The organism is Bradyrhizobium sp. SZCCT0231, assembly GCF_018130245.1.
Taxonomy (GTDB): Bacteria; Pseudomonadota; Alphaproteobacteria; order Rhizobiales; family Xanthobacteraceae; genus Bradyrhizobium; species Bradyrhizobium japonicum_F.
This window is the reverse complement of the sequence record NZ_JAFCKP010000006.1, coordinates 24,332-47,793: the sequence shown is the minus strand read 5'-3', so window position 1 is coordinate 47,793 and position 23,462 is coordinate 24,332. Positions and strand designations below refer to the sequence as shown.

At 59.0% G+C, this 23,462-nt stretch carries 19 protein-coding genes; 13 read left to right on the top strand and 6 right to left on the bottom strand.

Translation table 11 applies throughout. The features are described 5' to 3' along the window. The first annotated feature begins 57 nt into the window (after positions 1-57). A complete protein-coding gene (locus JQ566_RS34595) occupies positions 58-927 on the top strand; it encodes an aldo/keto reductase (RefSeq protein ID WP_249139536.1) in 870 nt (289 codons plus the stop codon). Positions 928-977: 50 nt separating this feature from the next. Here JQ566_RS34595 and JQ566_RS16920 read toward each other — a convergent pair whose 3' ends face one another. Then, entirely contained in the window at positions 978-2,135 is a 1,158-nt protein-coding gene (locus JQ566_RS16920) for an acyltransferase family protein (protein ID WP_249139519.1), read from the bottom strand. 254 nt (positions 2,136-2,389) lie between these two features. Between JQ566_RS16920 and rfbF the strand changes: the two genes are divergently transcribed. The 4 genes from rfbF to JQ566_RS16900 all read left to right on the top strand — a co-directional run bounded on the left by rfbF (position 2,390) and on the right by JQ566_RS16900 (position 6,834). Further along, positions 2,390-3,232, top strand: a complete 843-nt coding sequence (rfbF, locus tag JQ566_RS16915) for a glucose-1-phosphate cytidylyltransferase (protein ID WP_212373641.1) — start codon at positions 2,390-2,392, stop codon at positions 3,230-3,232. A gap of 13 nt (positions 3,233-3,245) precedes the next feature. Continuing rightward, the gene (locus JQ566_RS16910; protein WP_212373640.1) at positions 3,246-4,304 is read left to right on the top strand and encodes an NAD-dependent epimerase/dehydratase family protein; all 1,059 of its coding nucleotides are present in this window, start codon (positions 3,246-3,248) and stop codon (positions 4,302-4,304) included. A 297-nt stretch (positions 4,305-4,601) separates the two neighbouring features. Beyond that, positions 4,602-5,402 carry a LuxR C-terminal-related transcriptional regulator gene (locus JQ566_RS34975; RefSeq protein WP_212373639.1) on the top strand — a complete coding sequence of 267 codons (801 nt, stop codon included), beginning with the start codon at positions 4,602-4,604 and terminating at the stop codon, positions 5,400-5,402. Positions 5,403-6,168: 766 nt separating this feature from the next. After that, complete coding sequence (locus JQ566_RS16900) at positions 6,169-6,834, top strand: Crp/Fnr family transcriptional regulator (protein WP_212373638.1); 666 nt, start codon at positions 6,169-6,171, stop codon at positions 6,832-6,834. A gap of 147 nt (positions 6,835-6,981) precedes the next feature. Here JQ566_RS16900 and JQ566_RS16895 read toward each other — a convergent pair whose 3' ends face one another. Then, positions 6,982-8,376: a glutamate-1-semialdehyde 2,1-aminomutase gene (locus JQ566_RS16895; protein WP_212374113.1), complete on the bottom strand. Its 1,395-nt coding sequence runs from the start codon at positions 8,374-8,376 to the stop codon at positions 6,982-6,984. A 543-nt stretch (positions 8,377-8,919) separates the two neighbouring features. Here JQ566_RS16895 and rfbC point away from each other — a divergent pair. The 4 genes from rfbC (at position 8,920) to JQ566_RS16875 (ending at position 12,797) form a co-directional block, all read left to right on the top strand. Further along, a complete protein-coding gene (gene rfbC, locus JQ566_RS16890) occupies positions 8,920-9,495 on the top strand; it encodes a dTDP-4-dehydrorhamnose 3,5-epimerase (RefSeq protein ID WP_212373636.1) in 576 nt (191 codons plus the stop codon). Positions 9,496-9,667: 172 nt separating this feature from the next. Then, a complete protein-coding gene (locus tag JQ566_RS16885) occupies positions 9,668-10,903 on the top strand; it encodes a class I SAM-dependent methyltransferase (RefSeq protein WP_212374111.1) in 1,236 nt (411 codons plus the stop codon). Positions 10,904-10,931: 28 nt separating this feature from the next. Next, positions 10,932-12,293: a DUF4910 domain-containing protein gene (locus tag JQ566_RS16880; protein ID WP_212373634.1), complete on the top strand. Its 1,362-nt coding sequence runs from the start codon at positions 10,932-10,934 to the stop codon at positions 12,291-12,293. A gap of 123 nt (positions 12,294-12,416) precedes the next feature. Next, a complete protein-coding gene (locus JQ566_RS16875; protein WP_212373632.1) occupies positions 12,417-12,797 on the top strand; it encodes a VanZ family protein in 381 nt (126 codons plus the stop codon). A 45-nt stretch (positions 12,798-12,842) separates the two neighbouring features. Here the strand turns inward: JQ566_RS16875 and JQ566_RS16870 are convergent, their stop codons facing one another. Both JQ566_RS16870 and JQ566_RS16865 read right to left on the bottom strand, forming a co-directional pair. Then, positions 12,843-14,876, bottom strand: a complete 2,034-nt coding sequence (locus tag JQ566_RS16870) for an HlyD family type I secretion periplasmic adaptor subunit (RefSeq protein ID WP_212373630.1) — start codon at positions 14,874-14,876, stop codon at positions 12,843-12,845. A gap of 69 nt (positions 14,877-14,945) precedes the next feature. Beyond that, positions 14,946-17,087 (bottom strand): type I secretion system permease/ATPase, encoded by a 2,142-nt coding sequence (locus JQ566_RS16865; RefSeq protein ID WP_212373629.1) that lies wholly within the window; start codon positions 17,085-17,087, stop codon positions 14,946-14,948. Between the two features lie 348 nt (positions 17,088-17,435). On the opposite strand from JQ566_RS16865, the gene JQ566_RS16860 reads away from it, so the two are divergent. The 4 genes from JQ566_RS16860 to JQ566_RS16845 all read left to right on the top strand — a co-directional run bounded on the left by JQ566_RS16860 (position 17,436) and on the right by JQ566_RS16845 (position 22,249). Continuing rightward, positions 17,436-18,791 carry a glycosyltransferase family 4 protein gene (locus JQ566_RS16860; RefSeq protein WP_249139518.1) on the top strand — a complete coding sequence of 452 codons (1,356 nt, stop codon included), beginning with the start codon at positions 17,436-17,438 and terminating at the stop codon, positions 18,789-18,791. A gap of 1 nt (position 18,792) precedes the next feature. Next, the gene (locus tag JQ566_RS16855) at positions 18,793-19,926 is read left to right on the top strand and encodes a radical SAM protein (RefSeq protein ID WP_212373628.1); all 1,134 of its coding nucleotides are present in this window, start codon (positions 18,793-18,795) and stop codon (positions 19,924-19,926) included. A gap of 17 nt (positions 19,927-19,943) precedes the next feature. Further along, a complete protein-coding gene (locus JQ566_RS16850) occupies positions 19,944-21,143 on the top strand; it encodes a glycosyltransferase family 4 protein (protein WP_212373627.1) in 1,200 nt (399 codons plus the stop codon). A 389-nt stretch (positions 21,144-21,532) separates the two neighbouring features. Beyond that, positions 21,533-22,249, top strand: coding sequence for a hypothetical protein (locus tag JQ566_RS16845; RefSeq protein ID WP_212373626.1), 717 nt, complete (start codon positions 21,533-21,535; stop codon positions 22,247-22,249). 33 nt (positions 22,250-22,282) lie between these two features. Here the strand turns inward: JQ566_RS16845 and JQ566_RS16840 are convergent, their stop codons facing one another. Together JQ566_RS16840 and JQ566_RS16835 are read right to left on the bottom strand one after the other, a co-directional pair. Continuing rightward, positions 22,283-22,510 carry a cold-shock protein gene (locus tag JQ566_RS16840; RefSeq protein WP_212374107.1) on the bottom strand — a complete coding sequence of 76 codons (228 nt, stop codon included), beginning with the start codon at positions 22,508-22,510 and terminating at the stop codon, positions 22,283-22,285. A gap of 621 nt (positions 22,511-23,131) precedes the next feature. Then, complete coding sequence (locus tag JQ566_RS16835; protein ID WP_212373625.1) at positions 23,132-23,377, bottom strand: DUF1488 family protein; 246 nt, start codon at positions 23,375-23,377, stop codon at positions 23,132-23,134. Between the last annotated feature and the right edge of the window lie 85 nt (positions 23,378-23,462).

The window sequence follows — 23,462 nt, the reverse complement described above, 5'->3', positions numbered from 1 at the left end:
TCGGCGGCCTCCGGGGGGCCGTTGAAGCAGACGGAGCCGACGCGGGAGCACCTTGCCATGACTGCAACCCGGGTGCCGATGGTGTTGCTCAACGACGGTCATGCATTGCCGCAACTCGGCCTCGGAGTCTGGCAGATCGATGACGCGATAGCGCCGGAAGCCGTTACATCCGCGATCGGCGCAGGTTATCGCCTGATCGACACCGCCGCAGACTACGGAAATGAGAGCGGAGTCGGCGCGGCCCTGAAGCGGGCGAGAAATCAAGTCTACGTCACGACCAAGCTTCGAAACGAGGACCAGGGATACGATCGGACAATGCGTGCGTTTGACGCAAGCCTTGCAAGGTTGCAGCTCGACGTCGTCGATCTCTATCTGATCCATTGGCCATGCCCTGAGCGGCGGGCTTATGTCGAGACCTGGCGCGCGCTGGTCGAGCTCCGGAAGCAGGGGCGCGTTCGGTCGATCGGCGTATCGAACTTCATGGCCGATCATCTGGAGCGCATCGTGGACGAGACCGGCGTCGTACCGGCGGTCAACCAGATCGAGCTGCATCCGGCCTTCCAGCAGCGCGAGCTGCGGAATATCCACGAGCGCTATGGCATCGTGACTCAGGCATGGAGTCCCCTCGGAAGGGGCGCGGCTCTCGACAATCCGAGAATACTGGCCATCGCGGAACGGTGCGGCTGTTCGCCCGCGCAGATCGTACTTCGCTGGCACCTCGAAAATGGCACGATCGCGATACCGAAATCGGCAAACGCGGCCCGCATGGCCGAGAACATCGACCTGTTCGACTTCGAGCTGACCAGTGAGGACCACGACGTCATTTCGAGGCTCGACCGGCCTGATGGAAGGATCGGCCCCAATCCCGCGACCTATGGGCAAATGAGCCTATTTCGTCGGCTGGCCCGTCGCCTCTCGGGGACGTGAGGCACGCTGGATTGTTTTTCCTGGCTCCCGGCTGGGGCTTCCCATATGGCTCAGTTTGTCGGAGCCGGCGGCTGCTTGGAAGCTTCCGTAGGACGCCGAAACAGCGAACTCCACACGGTTGCGATCATGTATCTCACTCGATCCACGAGCATTGAGACGAACGCCAGGATCGGCTTCTTCCCCGCCATCACCCTGGATTCGAGCAGATGCCAGGATGAAATTGCGAAGATTGAAGTCACGGCAAGGCTGATCCCGAAATTTACGTACCAGACGCGGTAGTTCGGCAAGAGTTGGGCAACTGTCTGCTGAATCGGAAATCCGTAGAGATAGATGCCATATGAGTAATCGGCCAACCGGGTGACAGGTCCGACTTTGAAATTGAGCAGTCCGAGATACACCGTGAGGTAGCTGACGAAGAGCGCGGCCAGATCCTCGCCGGTGCGGTTCGAGGCGAGCACGGAAGCAACGAAGCCAACGAGGCTGGCCAGTAGCAGCCAGTGCGAGAACACGATCCGGGTTCGATTCAGGAACAGCGCCACTCCGCACAGGAATGCGAGAACTAGCATCCGGCCAGGCGGAGCGGCAGGCGAGGCGGGCTTCCCGCCACCGATGTCACGCAGCGCCAATGCGGTCACGACGAAGAGGACCGCGAATAAGAAGAGCCGGTGACGCCTCGTCAAACCGATTAACGCGGCCGCACTGATGGCAACATAACATTCGAGTTCGTGCGGAACGGTCCAAAGCTGGCTGTTCACCATGTTCGGTACGGGCAGGTCCGAGAATACGCCGGGCAAATGGAAGTGAATGTCACCGATTGTATTGAGGAAATAGCGATAGAAGTCGGGATCGGAAAAATATTGCGACAGGGCGAGGTTTGTGAAGATCGGGCCGATCAGCATCGCCGAGATCACGACTTCTGCAGTCAGGGCAGGGAATATCCTGATAACCCGCAGCGTGACGAACGCCGGAAGGCTGTTCCGCTCGAGGCTTCCCGCAACGAGAAGCCCGCTGAGGGCAAAAAAGGCGGGGACAATAAACCAGACAAGAGGCTTCAATAAGCCGCCATAGAACCAATGTTCGGCGGATACGCCGTAGCAGACTGCGACTGAGTGCCAGAGGATGACGGCGACTGCCAATGAGATGCGCAGGAGATCGAAGCCCGCGGGTCGTCCCTTCGCCGCTTCCCACTTGTCACCGATCGATGTCAACGTGTGTTCCGCTAGGGTGTTAGACGTTCGCCTCGAGCTTAGAATATCGGCAGCGTAGATCGGCGAGTTGACGAATGTCATATCGTCACGTGCGCGAACGCTTGTGATGACGAGGAGTAGCGCATCGACCGGCGCCGCTTTGCCGAGTTGACGGTCATCAACTCGGTCGTGCCGCAGCGAACTACGGTCCGGGCTGCGCCATCCGAAGATGCATCCGCGCATGTTCGGTGGGGAACCCAGGATAGGAGATCCCTATGAAGGTTGTTATTCTCGCCGGTGGCTACGGTACGAGATTGAGCGAGCACACTTCGGTGGTCCCGAAGCCGCTGGTTGAAATCGGTGGTCGTCCGATCCTGTGGCATATCATGAAGCTGTATTCCCACCACGGCCTCAACGAGTTCGTCATTTGCTGCGGCTACAAGGGTACGGTGATCAAAGACTATTTCATGAGCTATTTGTCCCATCAGGGAGACTTCACGCTCGATCTTCAGCGCAACCGCATCGAAATGCATCGAAACGGATCGGAGCCCTGGCAGGTGACGCTTGTCGATACCGGGGAGAAGACGATGACCGGGGGACGCGTCAAGCGCGTGCGCGAGCATCTCGGGAATTCGACCTTCTGCATGACATACGGCGATGGCGTCAGCGACGTCGATATCCGTGCGCTAATCAAATTCCACCATCAACAGGGTGCCCTGGCGACGGTTACCGCGGTCCAGTTGCCCGGCCGCTTTGGCGCGATCAATCTCTCGTCTGACCGTCCCCGCGCCGCCGGCTTTCGCGAGAAGGACGCGAGCGACGGCCAGGTCATCAACGGAGGTTTCTTCGTCGTCGAGCCTCAGGCCCTCGATCTCATCGACGATGACAGCACGAGCTGGGAAAACGAGCCACTTGCCCGTCTGACCGAGCAGGACCAGCTCGCCGTCTACAGGCACCGCGGCTACTGGCAGAATATGGACACCTTGCGCGACAAGGCCATTCTGCAGGATCTCTGGGACAGCGGAGATCCACCCTGGTGCGTCTGGAACAAGGGCGGCGCCGCGAATGGAGGCGCCAAGATACCGCACCCCGCAATTCCCGATCGGGCAACCCTCTGAGGAGATGAATCAGATGCGCGTTCTCTTCACCGGAGCTGACGGATATATCGGAGCGGTGCTCGGCCCGAGATTGCTCGAGCACGGTTATGATGCGATTGGGATCGATACCGGCCTCTACCGCCGCGGCTGGTTGTTCGATGACGGCAGGACACGGCCGATGGTCATGTCGCGGGATACGCGGCAGCTGTCACTGTCGGATTTGGAAGGCTTCGACGCTGTGGTTCATTTGGCGGAGCTCTCCAATGATCCGCTGGGAGAGAATGATCCCGCGATTACGATGGAGATCAACCATCGCGGGTCCGTCGGATTTGCCCGCATGTGCAGGGAAGCAGGTATCGGGCGATTCATCTACGCGTCCTCCTGCAGCATCTATGGCGCCGCCGGCAGCGAGGTGAAATCCGAGACGTCTTCCTGCGAACCTCAGACGGCCTATGCGCGATGCAAAGTGCTCGTCGAACGCGATCTCGTCGAGCTGACCGACTCCCGGTTCACGCCCGTGTTTCTGCGCAACGCCACCGCGTTCGGAGCGTCTCCCCGACAGCGCTTCGATCTCGTCCTGAACAACCTTGCAGGGTGGGCGTTCACAACGGGAAAAATCCGCGTCATGAGCGACGGCACGCCTTGTCGCCCGTTGGTCCACATCGAAGACATCTGCCAGGCCATCCTGTGCGCCCTGGATGCGCCCCGCGAAGCGGTTTGCGCCGAGGCGTTCAATGTCGGCGACGAAAGTCAGAACTACACGGTGCGAGAGATCGCGGAGATCGTGAACGATACTTTCACCGGTTGCGATCTTTCGTTCGGCCCGAGTGGTCCTGACAATCGCAGCTATCGAGTCTCCTTCACGAAGATCAAGGCCCACATGCCGAATTTCCGCTGCCAATGGAATGCGCAGCGCGGCGCGAGTCAATTGAAGGGCGTGTTCAAGCGCATCCAACTCGACGAAGCGACGTTCAATGCCGCGCCATTTACGCGTCTCTCCGAACTGCGACACCTGCAGCAAACGGAGCAGTTGGATCCCCATCTGCGGTGGACGCCAATCCCCGAAATCCTTCCGGCGATTGCGCGCACTTAGTATCTTCTGCGACGGAAAGGTTCACGCATTTGTCTGCCGACGCTATGGAGCCAACGAGGCTCATTGGGGCGGCAACATTTGGAAACCATTTGTTGTAATCTGTTGACTTTTCCCCGGCTAGTTATAACATTGTTGCAGCGCGGCAATTCCTGTTTGAGGGGAGGGTGGCGTGTAGCCCGGAGAGAGGGGATACCGAGCAAACGTGCCGATCGAAGGTGTTTTGCCGCTTAATCAGTTCAAGCTGCCAACGGTGTGAGAGTCCCGGGTAAGAGTACGGGATTGCTCGGAGATTGAGCAGTGCCTGCAATTCTAATTGTTGATGAGCATAGTGTTTATCGCAGTGGCCTCCGAGAGGTAGTTGAGGCACGGTTTAAGAAGTCTCGCGTCATAGACGCGTCGCAGCTCGCGAATTTCGAGCTGCAGACAGATATCGATCTGATCCTGATTGATCGAGATTGCCTCAATCAGCGTTCGCTTGCCGTTCTCTCCGAAATCGTCGACTTGAGGCCGGCTACTCGTATTGCGGTGATGTCGGCTTCGAGCAGCCGCGCGGACGTGCTGAAATGCCTTTCGGCTGGGTTTCACGGGTTTCTGCCCAAGCTTCAGTCGGATGAGGAATTGCTGTCTGCGATCGGCGACCTGTTGACCGGACGCATTTATGTTCCGCGGTGGCTGGCCGATGACGACGTCAGCCGGCCGGAGCCAGCTCAAGCCGTCAACGTCAAATTGGAGTCTCTGCGATTGACGCGCCGGCAAAACGAAATCCTTCCGCTGCTGGCTCAGGGAATGTCGAATAAAGAGATTGCGCGCGAGCTGAGCATCGCGGAGGGGACTAGCAAGATCCATACGGCGGCGCTCCTGCGCGCGCTTTGTGCCCGCAATCGGACGGAGGCAGCCTTCATAGCCGCCAAGCTTGTCGGGCCCAGGGACAGGTTGACCACCAGCAGAATGAGAAGCAATCGGTTCCTGATCGACCAGGATAATAGCCAAGGCCCGGAAGTGGTCGTCGGCGACCGACGAGCGCAGACCGATGGACCGATTTCTGCTTCGAAGGCCGATCGGGTGACCGCTGCATTTTCTCGACTGCGGTCGCTTTGATGTGGTTCCGGGGCTCTGTTTTGGTGGTGGCGGAGCTCGCTCAAGCAGTGTCGACCACGCCAGGATCCCGTAGTTTGCGGGTTGGCGACTTCGCGACGCGGGAGCCTCGTGATCGAAGGCGAGGGTGCCTGGCGACGTCTGCCGGTCGCCGTGCCCTCGATGAAAGATGCTCCAGCAGGGATGCGTCGTCTCGGCCGCGGTGAGCGTGGTCGGCGTCGGTTGCGGCGTCCGGCGCACGGTTGTCGCCACCGAATATCGCTTGAAAGAAGAGACGCCGCGCGATGTCGGTCGATCCGGAGCGATTTTGCCCGACGGCCTCTATGAGGACATCACGGCGGAGCTGATCAAGATCTCAAAACCATTTGCACCCGTTGCGGCGCCGACTTGCGCGCAAGGCGCTGGCGCACGCGATTGGTGCCATGAGGACTGTGGGACGGCCCCCAGGGCGCTTGTAGCTTTCGATCGAACCGGTGCTACGCGGACAATTGTGGCTCCTCAAACGCAAGCTCTTCGAGAATTCCGTCCGGGAAAGGACGCTGTGCCATTGGGCACAGGTGGCATAAATGCGAGCGCTTTCGCTGCAAGTCTGCACGAGTCTTTTGCTCTTTTGGACGTGGCATAGGCAACGAATAGTTTCTTCGCCGGATGGACTAGTCCAAACGGCTTAGGCGGAACCGGAAAAATCCTACTGCATCAGCCTGAATATCCTTCGGATCAGGAGCGCCTACACTTCAGCGTATTGGATTACGTGCTGAGGTGAGTTCAAATGCTTAGAGAATCCACTTCGATCCAGGATAGTAGATCGCCTTCGCTAGTTCATAGGTCAACCAATATTCCCGATTTCCGGCGCCCGTCCACGTCTTTCGTCCCTCGTTGCAGGGCTCTCTTTTGGGAAGGCGAAGAAGAAGCTCAGAAGATTCAGATCGTCGAGGGCGTCGTGCGGGCCGTGCGCCTGCTCGAGAACGGAAATCGCCAAATACTTGCCTTCTACTGGCCCGGCGATGTCGTCATGCCGAGCCATCCTACCCATCAACAGTTCACTGCGGAGGCCGTGACGGATTGTCGCGTCATCCGATCGAAGACTTCCGGGGTGTGCCGGAGCGACGAGCCGTGTGGTGCCCATCAGGTGCTGGCAGATACGCTCACCCTGGTGATGACCATGAGCCAAAAGAACTGCGTGGCCCGCATAGCTTGGCTCTTGCTGCGCATTCGGCCGCACTTGCGCGCGGACCCCAAACGTCCTGGCGCGCTTCGGCTTCAGTTGCCCCGAGCCGATATCGCAGACCACGTTGGGACGTCGCTCGAAACGGTTTGTCGTACCCTGGCCGAGTTCAAGGCGAAGAAGGTCATCGACCTTCCCAATCGCAAGACGATCAAGTTCATCGATCTTGAGGGACTTGCGAGGATTTCGAACGGACGAGCCGCTGATTGAGCGGATATAGCGTTACGAGCGTCCCGCCGCGAACTGCTTCTTGTAGTTCGCGGCGATTCATTTTCGGATGCCGGGTGCGATCATATGGAGATCGAAATAGACACAATTGCTGGCGCGTTAGGCTTTGATCGATCAACCGGATTCTCGCTAGCCTGAACGGCGAACTTCGGATTTCGGCGTTGCGATCGCGCCAAGCCCGGCTCGTCGACGGAATACCGGCGCGACCGACCGGCCAATCAAATGAGCTTCCGGCCCGTCCTCCAATGCCCTCCGATATACGGCGAGTGCGCCGTCGATGGCTTCGATGGACCGGTCGATATCATCGTTGGAATGGGAATAGCTCGTGACCAATGAGGGCGCCAGCAAGCCGCGGCGGATTGTCTCCTGGAGAAACAATGTGCGGAAGATCTGTGATGGTATGCCGTCGCGATCGCAACAGGCATAGACCAGATTTGACGCCCGGCCCGCGAGCTTGAAGTAGCTGGTCAGTCCACGGCGCTGCGTGGCCTCTTCGATGCCCGCCTTGAGGCGGTGTCCTTGGCGGTGGAGCGTCTCGATGACCGGCTCGTCCCGGTAGGTATCCATGACGGCCAAGGCCGCAGCCAATGCGTGAGTCTCGGCGCCATGTGTCGTCGAAAGCAGGAAGACGCGATCGCGATCGTGATCGAGGCCGCCCAGCTCCATGATCTCGCGCTTGCCGAGCAGCGCAGAAATGGCGATGCCGTTGCCCATCGCCTTGCCGAAGGTCGATAGATCGGCCTCTATTCCATGGTGACGCTGGGCAGAGCACTCCGGCCATCGAAAGCCAGTGATCATCTCGTCGATGATCAAAAGGGCACCGTTCCGATGACAGAGCTCGCGCAGCGCGGCGAGATAGTCTGGAGCCGGCGGCACTTCCTTTTCGGCTTCGAGGATCAGGGCTGCCATCCGACCGGGGTGCCGGGCGAAGAGCGCCTCCGCGGAGGACAGGTCATTATATCGGAAGCCCTGTGTCAGTTGCGCCGTCGCCTGCGGAATGCCGGCGTTCATGGGGGTCGTGCAGATCGCCCAGTCGTCGTAGGAGAAGAAGGGATGGTCGGAGCAAAGCGCTATCATGTCCCGGCCCGTGTATGCTCGGGCAAGCCGGATTGCAGCCGTGGTGGCCGTCGATCCGTCCTTGGTGAATTTCGCCATGTCGGCGCCGGGGACGAGCGCGATCAGGCGTTCCGCACATTCGACCTCGAGCGCCGAAGGCCGCGTAAAGTTCGTGCCTCGTGACAGTTGCTCGACTGCGGCGTTCACGACAGCGGGAAAGCCATGGCCCAGCGACACTGCGCGCAGTCCCATTCCGTATTCGATGAACTCGTTGCCGTCGACGTCCCATACATGGCAGCCCGAGCCTCTTGAGATGAAGCCTGGCGCGAGGAGCGGGTACTGATCGTCGCCCTTCGCGTAGGTATGTGCTCCGCCTGGAATCGCAGCTCGCGCTCGAAATCGCAGCGCTCCCGATCTTGCGAAACTGTCCTGGTTTGCTTCCGAGAAAAAACGTGACCGAATGTTCATCGTCAAAGCCCTCTCAACGCGTGATTTGTGAAAACCGCAATTGCGCGCCGCCCGAGCGCATCTGATGACACAAGAACGCCACGAATTTGAGGGTTCTCAACTTGGCGCCAGCCCCGACCGGGATTCCGGGCGATCTTTTCCGATTGCCGCAGTGCGGTTCGAGCGGAGCGCAGGTCGCCGACTTTTCGGCATTCCCCCCCCTGGGGGATCGAGCCAGGCCCGGCGGGGAGCAGCCCTACCCACGGCGTCGTTTGGACGCCGCCCTTGTGCAGCCCCCGTTATTGAGCTTTGTCAGATTTGCGAGCCTGGCTTTGGCTAAGCTGCCGTGAGGTCACGTCACAGATTGCGCGGGCAATGTCTGAATTCGATCAAATCAGGACCGCATCCTACGCAACCCAATTCAGGGCCACCCTCGATTGGCCCGTCCTCGCCATCGCAGTTGCGCTGGTCAGTGTCGTTGCGTGGGATCTCGCCCTGCTCTGGCTTGCCATCAAACTTTGTCGGATCGTGTTTCTGTCGTAGCTGAACAAATTCGTCCGTCGCATGATATTTTCCGAAACCATCCTCGCCGGCGCCTACACGGTGGAGATCGATAGGCATCAGGACAACCGCGGATACTTCGCTCGGGTATTTTGCGCCGACACATTCCTCGCGCACGGCCTCAAGCCCGTGGTTGCGCAGGGAAGTATCAGCTACAACGCAAAGCGCGGGACTTTGCGCGGTCTGCATTTTCAGTATCCGCCCGCTGCCGAAAGCAAGTATGTCCGATGCACCAGGGGGGCGGTGGCCGACGTGATCGTCGACCTGCGGCCGGAATCGCCAACCTATCTGCGGCACGTCACCGTCAACCTCTCCGCGGACAATGGCCGCGGGCTCTACATACCGGAACGCTTCGCGCATGGATTCGTCACGCTCACCGACGACACGGAGCTGATTTATCTCATAAGCAACTATTACACGCCAGGCGCAGAAGGTGGGCTGCCGCATGACGATCCTTCGCTCGGAATTTCCTGGCCGGCGGAGGTGCGCGTGCTCTCGGACCGTGACAGGGCATGGAAGCCCTACGGCGACATCGGGGACGAACTGAAGGCCCGCATGAATGTCGTCGCATCCAGGTAGGTGAGGGCCCCGCGTTCGCAAAAAAAGCGAGTGTGACTTGACGACCGTCAATAGCTCTGCCCCGGCCAACGCTAGCCTTTCGGTGACATCACAGATTGCCACCGGCAGGAGCCATAGAATGCTGAAGGAAGCGGCATCCACCCTTAACGTCAAAGCGCCAACCGCGCATGCAATGGAGTTGAGCTGTTGTCGTTTCTGCAACGCGCCCCTCGAACGCGTGTTCATCGATCTCGGAATGTCTCCGTTGGCGAATTCCTATCTTCGAAACGAGAAGGCCAAGCAGGACGAGCGTTTCTTTCCGTTGCGAGCCTTCGTTTGCGGAGAGTGCTTCCTCGTCCAACTCGAGGAATGGGAGGCGCCGGAGAATATCTTCGGGGACTATGCCTACTTTTCGTCCTATAGCGATTCATGGCTGCAGCATGCCAAGTCCTACGTCACCCGCGTCATCGAAAGGTTCGGAATCGGAGCGAACAGCAAGGTCGTCGAGATCGCAAGCAACGACGGCTATTTGCTGCAATATTTCGTCGAAGCCGATGTGCCGGTTCTCGGCATCGAGCCGGCCCAGAACGTCGCCGCCGTGGCGCGCGCGAAGGGCATTCCGACCCGTGTGGAGTTCTTCGGCGAACGTGTGGCTCGTACCTTGCGACGCGAGGGGCTGCGCGCCGATCTGTTGATCGGAAACAACGTCCTGGCTCACGTGCCGAACTTGAACGACTTCGTCAAAGGCATGAGCGTTCTTCTCGCTGATGCCGGTGTTATCACGATGGAATTCCCCCATCTGATGCGTCTGTTTGACGAATGTCAGATCGACACGATCTATCATGAGCACTTTTCATACTTCTCGCTCATTGCCGTCGAGAAGATCTTCGCGGCACATGGCTTGACATTGTTCGATGTCGAAGAGTTGCCGACCCATGGTGGTTCGTTGCGGATCTATGCTCAGCACGCCAACAAGGGATGGCACCCGATCTCCCATCGGGTCCTGGATCTCAGACGCCGCGAGATCGACGCCGGATACGCCAATCTCGACTACTACGACGCGTTCGAAGATCGCGCCCTGCAAACCAGGCAAAAGCTTCTTTCCTTCCTCGAGGAGGCGAAGCGACAGGGCAAGCGCGTCGTCGGGTACGGCGCCCCTGCCAAGGGCAACACTCTCCTGAACTACTGCGGCATTACCACTGATCTCATTGAGTATACGGTCGACCGAAACCCGCACAAGCAGGGGTCGTTGCTGCCGGGATCTCACATTCCAATTCTCGAGCCCGAGCGCATCAACGTGACAAAGCCGGACTACATACTCATTCTGCCCTGGAACCTGAAGCGGGAGATCGTCAGCCAGCTGTCGTTCGCCCGCAGCTGGGGCGCACAGTTCGTGGTGCCGATTCCCGAGCCCAGGATCGTGGATTGAGTCAATCGGGATCCCGGGGAGGGGACGCATGGATGATATAGCAAGGCATGCAGACCTCTCTGATCTCAGGGAGAGTGACGCGGCCGTCGACCTGTCGGCGGACAAGACCGGACGTGCACTCCACGCGTTTATCGCAGACATGTATCCTATTGCCCGAAGCATAACGGGGGATGGGGTCCGAAGAACGATCGATCTCATCCGAAACCATATTCCGCTCACCACCTGCGAAGTGCCGTCCGGCCTCCAGGTGTTTGATTGGACCGTTCCACTGGAGTGGAACGTGCGCGATGCGTACGTCAAGAACAGCGCCGGCGAGCGCGTGATCGACTTCAAGGAGTCGAACCTGCACCTTCTTGGCTACAGCATGCCGGTGAGGGCGCGCATGACGCTCGAGGAGCTCAAGCCTCACCTCTATTCGGATCCGGATAAGCCGGACTGGATCCCCTATCGGACCAGCTATTACAAGCAGACCTGGGGCTTCTGTCTGTCGCACGATCAACTATTGGCGATGCAGGAGGACGATTACGAGATCTGCATCGATGCGGATCTCGCTCCGGGCCATCTGACTTATGGGGATCTGAGACTGCTTGGGCGGACCTCGGAGGAGGTGCTGATCTCCTGCCATATCTGTCACCCGTCGCTCTGCAATGACAACCTGTCCGGAATCGCGGTGGCAACGGCGCTCGCCCAGCACCTGCGGAAGATGGAGCTCAGGTACACTTATCGCTTCGTGTTCGTTCCCGGCACGATCGGGGCGATTACCTGGCTGGCGCTCAACGAGGCTCACGTCGGTCGCGTGAAGCATGGATTTGTGTTGACCTGCGCCGGCGATGCGGGGGCGATGACCTATAAGAAGAGCCGCCGCGGCAACGCGGAGATCGATCGCGCCTGGTCTTACGTGCTTGAGCAGAGCGGCGAACCGCACGAAATCCAGGAGTTTTCTCCCTACGGCTACGACGAACGGCAATATTGCTCGCCCGGCTTCAACCTCCCGATCGGGACCGTGATGCGAACGCCCTTCGGCAAATTCACGGAGTATCACAGCTCGGCCGACAATCTGGACTTTGTTCGTCCCGCCGCGTTGTACGATACCCTGACGAAGGCGATTGCAGCTATCGATGTCATCGAGAACAACGCCTGCTTTCGGAACGAGAAGCCATTCTGCGAACCAAAACTGGGCAATTATGGCCTCTACCGTGGACTCGGCGGGCTCGCGGCCGGAGACTTCCAGATGGCGGTGCTGTGGGTCCTGAATATGTCGGACGGGGATCATTCGCTCCTCGATATCGCCGAACGATCCAAGTTGCCTTGGGGTACAATAAAGGAGGCCGCGGCCGGGCTGAGGGCGGCTAGTCTCATCCAGCAAATCGAGCCGCGCCCGAAGAGTTAGTGTGGTCAAGGCTAGGCGCATTTGGCGCGCCGACAGGACCCGAGACGGCCGAATGCCAGCCGGTTGGACGCGTTTGCTGGCGATCGCTCGCTTGCCCGAATTCGAGCCGGCACGGACGAGCAAATGGCCATGATCCAAAGGGCCGCCATCATCTTCGGGTGGGCGGCACTCGTATTTATCGCATTTGCAACGCTATCCCCGATTCAGAGCCGTCCGACATTGGCCGGCCTTCGGCTCGAGCACTTCGCTGCCTTTGCCGTAACGGGCTTTGCCTTTGCGTTCGGCGCGCCACATCGCACGCGAGGCATCTTTGTCATGATGATCCTCAGCGCGCTTATTCTCGAAAGTGTCCAGCTGCTAACGCCAGATCGGCATGCCCGGCTTCTCGATGCCCTCGTGAAGGCCATCGGAGCGGTGTGCGGGGTCGGCGCCAGCCGTTTGGCTCTCGGCTTGGGGTATCTGATTGAAGCCCGCATGCCGACATCCGCGAAGCGTCATCGGTAGCAGCGGGATATTGCGACCGGCAGCGTGTGCGCTGCAGCTGGCTCGCTATCGCTCGCGCAAGCTTTCCTGCTTGTACCGCATGATCGGTGACAAGAGATAACCAATGACGCTGCGTGAGCCGGACTTGATCTCGACGGTGGCGGCCATGCCGGGAGAAAGGCCGACGCGCTTGTTCTCGACGTTCATGTAGTTGCGGTCGAGTGACACGCGTGCCGAATAGACCAGCTCTTGCCCCTGCGGCTCGCTGCTGGCCGTCCCCATGCCCAGCGACTTCGCGTTGTTGTTTTCCGGCGGTTTGTTGCGGGGAATGGCATCCTGGGAGATACTGATGACCTTGCCCTGTATCAGTCCGTACCGGGTAAAGTTGAAGGTATCGATCTTGATCGCTGCGTCCTGGCCTGCTTCGACGAAGCCGATATCCTGATTTGAGATCATGGCTTCGACTTCGAGATTGCTCTCGAGCGGAACGATCATCATGACTGGTTGCGCGGGCGTGACCACACCTCCAACCGTATGAACGGCGAGCTGCTGTACGACGCCGTCGATTGGCGCCGTCAGGCTTTGCAGGCCGGTGTGTCGCTCGGCCTTGATGACGTCCTGACTGAGGCCGGCGGCCTTCTGTTCCGCCTTTACGAGCTCCTCGAACAAGGTGCGTTCGAACTCGGCAATGGTCTTCTTGCGGGTCTCCGCCAGGACCGCGATGGCCGCATCCGCTTCGCTGAAACGGCTTTGCTGAACGAGTATTTCCTGCCGTTGGCCGAGAAGTTCCTGGTAGTCCGCCAAATATTGCAACTTGGATCCGAGTTCCTTCTGGTACAGCTGCTCGCGTATTTCGACGCGCTGCTGCAGCGGGCCGATCGTAGCCTTCAGCTTGTCGATCGACGCTTTCGAAGTGGCTCGTTCAGCTTCCCTTTGCGAGATCTGGCGGTCAATTGCGGCGAGCTTCGTGGTCTGCTCGGCGGTTTGGCTGGCGAGAAAACGACGATGCAGCTCGATCAGCGCAGGGGTGGCGGCCGGTGGCGGGTCAAAGGCCGAAGCAGCGTCGGACTTGTTCGACAGTAACGCCTTCAGGCGGGCGACATCGAGCTGCGAACTCAGCAGATCGCTCTTGAGGCGATTCAGCTCTGCAGCGGTCATGGTCGCATCCAGATCAATCAGGCGATCACCGGCTCTGACGGACTGGCCGTCTTGAACGTGGATTGTACGGACAACGGCGGTCTCGAAGGGCTGGACGGTCTTGGTGCGGTCGCTCGGGATGATCTTGCCAGGAGCGATCGCGACGATGTCGATGGTTCCAATGCAGGCCCAGATCAGGGCGACAACGAAGCCCGCCGTTATACTGACGACGATCGAGCGTCCAACCGGCGAGGGGGGAGTCTCGACGATTTCGAGCGCCGCAGGGAGGAAAGCGAGTGCTTCGCTGGGATGAGTGCTGCGGGACGGCGTGAGCCCGGCAACGGCGCGTCCCAGCTTGCGGGCGTGATCCGCGAAAACAATGACGGCGTTCCCGCTGTTTGCATTCTGGGGCGGCTGCGCCTGCGCCGCTGCCCGGGGCTTGGAGATTGCAGGCGCGCGACCGGCGAGGGACGACAATGCTGCCGCCATCCTTGCCGCCACGAACAGGAAGCGCTCTTTTGAACGTCGGAGGAATTCCAGGACGGATCGCGAAACGCGCAGAAACCAGCTGGTGATGGCGCGTCGTCGGGTGATCACGACCAGTCGTCCGTCCCAATTGGACTCGAGATCGTGTCTTGAAATGATGGATGGCCTTTCGGCCCCCGAGGACATCACTACGGCCTCGTGGCCATGCACCTTTCCGAGCAGGAGAAAGCTCCCACCGCGAATTGGCAGGATGCCGGGCAGGGCCAATCTTGAAAGCCTATCCCAATCGGTTCGCACGCAGGTTGCGGAAAGATTGAGCTCCCTCGCATAGGCCAGCATTTCCGGGACATCGATGGGCGCGGAGCCGAACCGCTGGCGAATGTGATCGAGGCTGCTGTCGACGCCACGAAATCGAAGCAGCAGGTCGAACACAAACAGCCCGGGATCGTCGAAAATCGATGCAGTCGTCTGTTTCATGCGGCCCCGTCAATACCGGCGTGAACTCGACCGTGTTGCCAGTTCGTGTCGCCGCAAACGAAAGGAAACTTACATGAGGTCATGGAAGCCTGCTTGCAGGCGGAAGAGCTTTGAATAACGTCCTCCGCGTTTGATCAGCTCCTGATGAGAGCCATCCTCGACCAGGCGGCCATCTTCAATCGTGACGATCCGGTCGGCCATTCGCAAGGCCGATAGCCGGTGCGCAATGATCAGAACGGTACGGCCTTGCACGATTTTTGCCATGTTCTGCTGAACGATGTGCTCGCTCTCATAATCGAGTGCGCTGGTCGCCTCGTCGAAGATCAGGATCTGGGGATCGGTGACCAGCGCGCGTGCAATCGCAATGCGCTGACGCTGTCCGCCCGAGAGGCTGCTTCCGCGCTCGCCCACTATCGTGTCGTACCCGTTCGGCAGCTGCAAAATGAAGTTGTGCGCACCGGCCATCGTGGCCGCTTCGACCACTCGTTCCGTCGACGTCCCAGGATCTGCGAAGGCGATATTATCCCGGATCGAACAGTTGAAGAGCACGCTGTCCTGGAGAACCACGCCGATCTGTCGTCGCAACCAGGCAGGGTCTACCTGTGTCACGTCAATCCCGTCGACCAACACCCGGCCCCGCTCCGGGACATACAGCCGCTGCACCAGTTTGGCCAAAGTGCTCTTCCCCGATCCCGAGGAGCCCACTATTCCAATGACCTGCTTTGCCGGGACGCGCAGCTGCACGTCTCGAAGGATCTCCGGTCCATCGATGCGGTAGCGGAACGTCACATGTTCGAACGAAATTTCGCCTCGGATGGTGGTTAGCGCCATCTTGCCAGGGCTGTAAACAGGCTCTGGCTCTGTATTCAGGATGTCGCCGAGACGCGCGATCGAGAGCCGGGCCTGATGGAAATCCTGCCAGGTTTGCGCCACGCGCAGGACCGGAGCGCTGATGCGGCCGGAGATCAGATTGAAGGCAACGAGCTCACCGACGGTCAGATCGCCGGCCATGACGAATCGCGCGCCGAAATAGAGGATGGCGACGCCGACCAGTTTGTTGACGAGCTGGACCGACTGGCTCGACACGTTCGCCAGACTGATGACGCGAAAGCTAGCTGCCACGTATCCGGCGAGCTGTTGCTCCCAGCGGCGTTGCATCTGAGGCTCCACGGCCATTGCCTTGAGCGTTTCCATCGCGGTTACGCTCTCGACGAGAAATGCCTGGTTCTCCGCACCCCGCTGAAATTTTTCGTCGAGCCGCTGCTGAAACAGAGGCGTCGCTCCGGCCGAAATCGCGACGTAGATCGGAAGCGATGCAAGAACGATCCAGGTGAGAGCCGGCGAATAGAAGAACAGCACAGCAATGAAGACGATCGAGAAGGACAGGTCGATAATCAGTGTCAGGGCTGAACCCGTCAAAAAATTGCGGATGTTTTCGAGTTCCCTGACTCTTGCGACGGAGTCACCCACCCGCCGAGCTTGAAAGTAGCCGATCGGCAGTGCCAGTAGGTGACGGAACAGCCGGGCGCCGAGCTCGACATCGATCCGATTGGTGGTGTGCGAGAAGAGGTATGTGCGTAGAATTCCAAGGATCGTTTCAAAGACGGCGGTCGCTACGAGGCCGATCGCAAGCACGTCCAGCGTGCTCATGCTGCGATGCACTAGAACCTTGTCTATAACGACCTGGAAGAAAAGGGGCGAGACCAGGGCAAACAGCTGGAGGCAGAAGGAGGCAGCGAGAACCTCCAGCAGTAACCGCCGGTATTTTCGAATCGCTCCGAGGAACCAGGTGATGTCGAATCGGCGTGCAAGATCGGAAAGGGAAGCTCGGCGTGTCATCAGGATGACCGCGCCGTCCCAGGCGGCTTCGAGTTCCATTCGAGAGATGGCGACCGGCTGCGGCCGACCAGGCTCGAGCGCAATCACCCGTTCCTCGGTGGCCTTTCCGAAGATGAGAAATTGGTCCCCTCGAAGGATGGCGAGCGCTGGCATCGGGAGAGCGGATAGCTTTGACCAATTGGTTCTGACGACGCGAGCCTTCAGCCCGAGTTCCTTGGCGCAGCGGAGAATCTCGGCGACCCGGATGATGGTCCCAAACTGATGACGGATGCGCTCAGGATCTATGGCAAGGCCGTTGAATCGGAGCATCATGACCAACGCAATCAGCCCTTGATCGGGGATTGCGCCAGCTGGCTCAAGGTGCTCGGGCATCCTCGCTCCGCCTTGCATCGAGCAGTTGCGACTCGGCAATTCCGTTGCAGTTCTCACCGGTCATGAAGATGTGCCGTTTGGGCGCCCTGGCATGTCCTTGATGGACCCCGGTATCCGGCGAATGGGGCTGCATTCCGACCCGAATGGGGCCAGCACCTCATCTTAGGTCGCGCGCCAGTGGCAAGTTGACGGCCGTCAATATCGGCGCATGGCGGCCGCCTATCATCCAACGATGGTTGTGGTTGCGACGATATCAGCCTTGCACGGCTCGACCGAAAGCGACTGTGATGGCATCATTGCTGGCCTCGCAGTGCACCCTGTTCCGATCTCCAGGTTGGGGCTGCGCCGATGACGGAACCCTCGTACGATTGCAGCGATGATGTCGCCGTTGCGGCGGCGCGTTCGAGGTCGGCTCTGGAACGAGATGTCGTTCTTTCTGAACGGGAACTGCTCGGAGCACCGGACCGGCGTGCTCTGAAGGTGCTATTCGCGAACAAGTTCTTCTTTCGGAACGGCGGCTCCGAAGTCGTCATGTTCGACGAGATGGATTTGATGCGGCGGCGGAATGTCGACGTCGCCGAATTCTCCATGCATGACGATCGAAACATCCCATCACGCTTTCAGTCGTACTTCGTATCTCGGAAGTCGTACCGCACATCGTCCAGGCGCGATAAGCTTAGATCGGCACTGTCGTTCATTCATTCGTCCGAAGCCGTTTCGAACATTACGCGTCTCATCCGCGATGAAAAGCCGGACATATTGCACTGTCATAACATCTATCACCAGCTCACTCCCTCGATCATCACTGCCGCGGCCGAAATGGGAGTGCCGGTCGTCCTCACCCTTCACGACTACAAGCCGGTGTGTCCCGTCTATACGCAGCTCAGCGGTGGACAGCCCTGCGCGAGATGCGGTGACGGCGCCTTCGAGGCGATCCTCACTCGCCGTTGCGCCGACGGATCCCTCGGACGAAGTGCGTTGCTTTGGGCGGAGGCGCGCTATCACGCGCTGCTCGGAAGCTACCATCGCGTCGGAAAATTCATTGCGCCGAGCAGGTTCATGTATGATGCCGTCGTCCGTCGGTTCGGCGGCGAGAAGGTAGTTCATATTCCGAACGGGATAGATGCATCGCGTATCGATGCCTCCATCGGCGATGACGGATACGCATTGTATTTTGGGCGCCTCTCGCCCGAGAAGGGCGTCGAGAACCTCCTCGAAGCTCACGCGGCAGCTCGAGGCGCCTGGCGGCTGGTGATCGCCGGGACCGGGCCGCTTCTCGACGAGTTCAAGCGGAAATACCCTGCAGTAGATTTCAGAGGGCATCTTACGGGCATCGACCTCCAGCGAACGATCGCGGAGGCCGGGCTGATTGTCGTGCCCTCGGTCTGGCACGAAAATAGCCCGCTTTCGATCCTCGAAGCGATGGCGCATGGCAAGCCGATCGTCGCTTCGCGCATTGGTGGAATTCCCGAGCTGGTCAGGGACGGGACCACAGGTCTGTTGTTCGACCCCGGCGACGTCATCCAACTCTCCGAAAAGATCGGAGCGCTTCTCATCGATCGCGGTCGTCGCGAGGTCTTCGGGCGCAACGCACGGACTATCGTCGAGAACGAATACTCGCTCGAGGAGCATGGCTCGGCGTTGTTCTCGTTGTACGAGGATCTGATTGCATCAGTCGGCTCACATACGAAAGTTGGATCATAAAATGGACCTTACCGTCATTTCCACGTTCCGCTGCAATTCCAAGTGCCAGATGTGCTACATCTGGCAGAATCCGACCGAGCCAAAGGAAGAGGTGTCGCTGGCCACGTTGTCGAAGCTTCCTTCCGGATTCGACAATCTGAACGTATCGGGTGGAGAACCGACGCTTCGCAAAGACCTCGGAGAGATGATCGACCTTCTCTATCCGAAAGCAAGAGTGACGGAGATATCTTCGAACGGGCTGCATCCGGAGCGGCTTGTTCCGATCATCAAGAAGCATCCCAACATCAAGGTGCGCTTCTCGCTGGAGGGTGATCAGGAGACAAGCGATAGAATTCGCGGCGAGAAGGACGGATACTACACCAAGATTGCCGGGCTTCGTATGCTGCGCGAAGCCGGAGGCACCGACCTCGGCTTTGCCATGGTCATCCAGGACGAAAACGTCGATCAGCTCGTCAATGTCTACGAGTTCGCTCGCAAGGAAGGGTTCGAGCTGGCAACGTCTACGCTTCACAATGCGTGGCAGTTCTACAAGAACGACAATTACTTCTACGATCGCAAGGCGGTCGCGCGCAAGGTTGAGGGGCTGATTTCGGCGATGCTGCGCAGTCCGAAGCCAAAGAACTGGTTTCGGGCCTATCTGAACCTTGGTCTGATCGAGAAGATTCTCGGTCATGATCGGCTGATCCCATGCAGCGCGGGAAAAGATTTCGCCTTTATCGACCCCTGGTCGGACGTGTGGGCCTGCAACGTCCGCTCGGATCTGCCCATGGGAAATCTCGCGCGGGAATCATGGAGTGAGATCATGAATAGCGAGGCCGCTCAGCAGACACGGAAGAAGGTCGCGAGCTGTGGGCAGAATTGCTGGATGGTGACCACCGCACGGACCGCGATGCGATCCAACCTGGTTCCTCAGCTTCCGAAGAGCGAGCCTCTGCTATGGGTCCTCAAGAACAAGCTCAAGGTCTCGATGGGCAAGAGCATATGCTTTGACAGCTACATCAATTATTCCGATGTGCGCCCGTCGCCGCACGTCGAGCGAACGTCGTTTTTGAACAAGAACGTCAAGGCACGGTTGGTCAAGGGCCGCATGACCCCGGACGAGCATTACCCGCTGCGGACCTTTATGAACAATTAGATTGGGAGGAAGTCCAGATGAGCAGGCGTGAGATCTACATGTTCGGCTTCCGCGGCTTCCCTCAAGTTCAGGGTGGTATCGAGACACATGCAGAAAATCTCGCACCGAGGGTGGTCGAGCTCGGCAGGCGGGTTACCGTCTGCATGCGGTCGCCCTATGTCGCGCCGGATGCCCCCAAGATATGGAGGGGGGTGCGGGTCCTGCGGCTGTGGACCCTGAGCAACAAGTACCTCGAGACCCTGCTGCATTCCGTCGTCTGCGCAATTGTCGCAATGGTGCGGCGGCCGGCATTGGTCCACATTCATGGCATAGGTCCTGCGATTGTAACGCCATTGCTTCGTGCCGTCGGCCTACGGGTCGTGGTCACGCATCATGGCGAGGACTACAACAGGGAGAAATGGGGCTGGGCGGCGCGCATGGTGCTGAGGACCGGCGAAGCTCTTGGAATGCGCTATGCCAACAGGCGCATCGCGGTCAGCCGCAGCATCGGTGACCTGGTCACGTCCAAGTATGGCAAGCCATGCGAGGTGGTGCCGAATGGCGTGGTGTTCTCGGATCTGCCACAGCAAAGCGAAAAGGTGATCGAGTTGGGATTGGAGCCAGGACGATACATATTGACGGTCGGCCGGCTTGTTCCCGAGAAGCGACAACTCGATCTGTTGCGCGCATTTCTGGCCACTGCACTGCCGGGATGGAAGCTCGCCATAGTTGGAAAGATCGACCACAGGAACGAGTACGCAGACCAGCTGGCTCGAGAAGCGGCCGGCCACCAGAACGTTGTCATGGCCGGATTCCAGACCGGAGACGGGTTGCGACAACTCTACGCCCACGCCGCGCTGTTCGTCTTGCCGTCGTCGCATGAGGGATTGCCCATCGTGCTGCTCGAAGCGCTCAGCTATGGATTGCCGGTGCTGGTAAGTGATATCGCTCCCAACCTCGAGGTGGTGGGCGATCCCGATCACATTTTCCATGTCGGTGATTGCGAGGAGATGAGTGCGAAGCTGTTGGCGCTGACGGAGACAGGTTCGAGCGCAACGGAGCGCGAAGTGATGCGCCGCGAAAGCGCCGCGCGGTACGATTGGTCCGATATTGCATTGCGAACGATGGACATTTACGATGACCTGCTCGGCCGCAAGCGACAGCAAGGTAACCTATCGCGCGCAAGCTGGGCCACAAGGGCGCAACATTCGGCATACGGCAGGCCAGCCAACAATTGAGGTATTGCCAGCGCCCTCGCCGATAAAGTCTGGCAGCATATTGGCGCGCTCCACGCGTTGACCGGGGTTGAAATCTGTCCCCGAGATCTCGGCTTTTGTGGCCGTCTCGCGACGATCGGCTGGCGATAGCGCCGGCCGTGATCTATGCGCCTGCTCTCCAGGATCTGCAGCCCGCGATCGAATCCTGGCGAAGCCAAGAACTCTGCGACCGGATCCGATTGGCCGGCCAGCCGCTAGCAGACGCTGGATTTCTCCTCCTGCCTAGATAATAGACATAGATTGGGGCTTCCGAAAACAGCAGAACCCTGAGAGGCTCCGCGTCGGGGACTCGCAAGCTCGATGAAGTTGGCCAGGTGCCAAAGCGCCGGGCGTTGGCCGGATGTATGAAAATGAGCAGGGTGGATGAACTAACGACCGGTGAGATTGACGAGCGGATTGTCTCGATTATCGAATTGGCCGGTGAAGAATTGATGCGCTTGTCCGATCCGTCATTCGAGTTCGTGCCCGAGCAGATGGCAGGCGGTATATTGGCCGTCCACCAGCGCCTGAAAGCGGAGCTTGCAGCGCTCCTCAACCTGCGGACCGTCTACGGCGATCTCATTGTCTGTCGCGTTGTTGCCGGTAATTATCCCTGGATTCATAACCAATTGTCGCCGTACCAGCATTTGAGACTTGCGTGGCTTCAGCTCAAGCAGCTGACCAGCACGTTCGATCATTCCATTACGGAACTTCATCGCCTCCACGACGAAACGCTTGAGTTGCTCTCTATCGACATCGAAAGGGAAGTTGTTGGTGGCTCGCCTCGAACGAGCGCGGTTGAGCGGAGTGCGCGGGCAGATCGCTGGTTCCAAGTTATCCCGCAGCGTGAAGCGTCGACGGTAGAGACTATGAGAATTGCTAGCGAGCTGGCGATCGCTGACGGGCTCGTTGCGGAATACTGTGACGCTGCGCGCCGAGAACTATTGGAGCAGATCGACGCGACCGTACAAATCGTTCATTCCAGCATTGCTGGTTTCTTGTCGGGCCGTGGGTGCGAGCTGATGGACCTTATTGGTCGTTACAACGACATGATCAGGAACCTTCAGCCCCGGTATGACCGGAAGTGACGCGAACAGCTCAAACGAACACGAAAACTCCATTCATCCTACAGATTTGGATTCCGGGGGGCCGACTCGCAGGCGGCTGGCTGTTACCTTGCCGGCAACGGATGCGAGCTCGTAGCTCACTCTTTGCCCTTCGATGAGCGTCGACAGTCCGGCTGCCTCGACCGCGGACATATGAACGAATACGTCCTTGCCGCCGCCGTCAGGCCTTATGAAGCCGTAACCCTTAAACCTATTGAACCAGACAACGAATCCGTTAGCCAAAATTCCTCCGGCATTCGCCTGATCTAGTCCTATGCAATCATTGCAAGCTCGGAAATCTACACCGGGCTTGGATCTCTTCATGCTTCAACCCTGACTGCTATGCTTTAGTCCGGGGAGGGGCTGAGTTTTGTTCATTCAGATCGGGCCTGCGCGCCAAAATGCCGCGGGTAGGGAGGCTCCAGAACTTGAATGATACGCATTGGTTGTAAAACTCAATCAAATGTGATCGCGATCCAATAATTAGGCAAATTCAAGGAGAGCTGCAACAATATTGAGCTCACCATGCTTCTGTCGCGACAGCCGGCCGGAGCTGGATCGGGAGCGATCCACCGTATCCGTTTGAGATGGCGTCGGTCGGCGCTGGATTGCGACAGAGTCACCTCATGAGATGAAGAGGTCGAAGCGGAAGCTTTAGCCTGCTGGCAATTTTTCTGACGGCTTGTGGCGTTCTTCCAAGGCGTCGCGAGACTGCATGCAAGCTCTTTCCTTCCAGAATGAGCAGCCGTACCTGCTCGATTTCGTGATGGCTCCATGGCGGAGCAAGCTTTTGCTTGTCGGTCTGCAGGGACGACATTGTTGCGTTCCTTTCCAGGCAGTTACAAAGCGGCCAGGGTCTCGGAGTCAGGAAAGCGGAGTGAGCTGGTAAGTCGTCACAATCGGACTTGCTTGCCCCGCATCATAGTTTCGGCTGGCGATCGCCTGGATGGCCTCGCGATGCCGATCATAGGTCGCGCTAATGTCCGTTTCGTCAACGCCATCGACCGTTGCACGATCGACGAGAGCGTCCCAATCGACTTTGCAGATCACTCGCTTGGGACCGTCGAACATCGCGAACGAAATGCCGGAGCGCGGGTCGACAACCGTCATCTCCTGAGAGGGGTCATGCCGAAGGGGCATTGCAACAGATCTCCGTTGCGCAGCCGTTCAACGCTGCTTCGTTGCTGTTTACTAC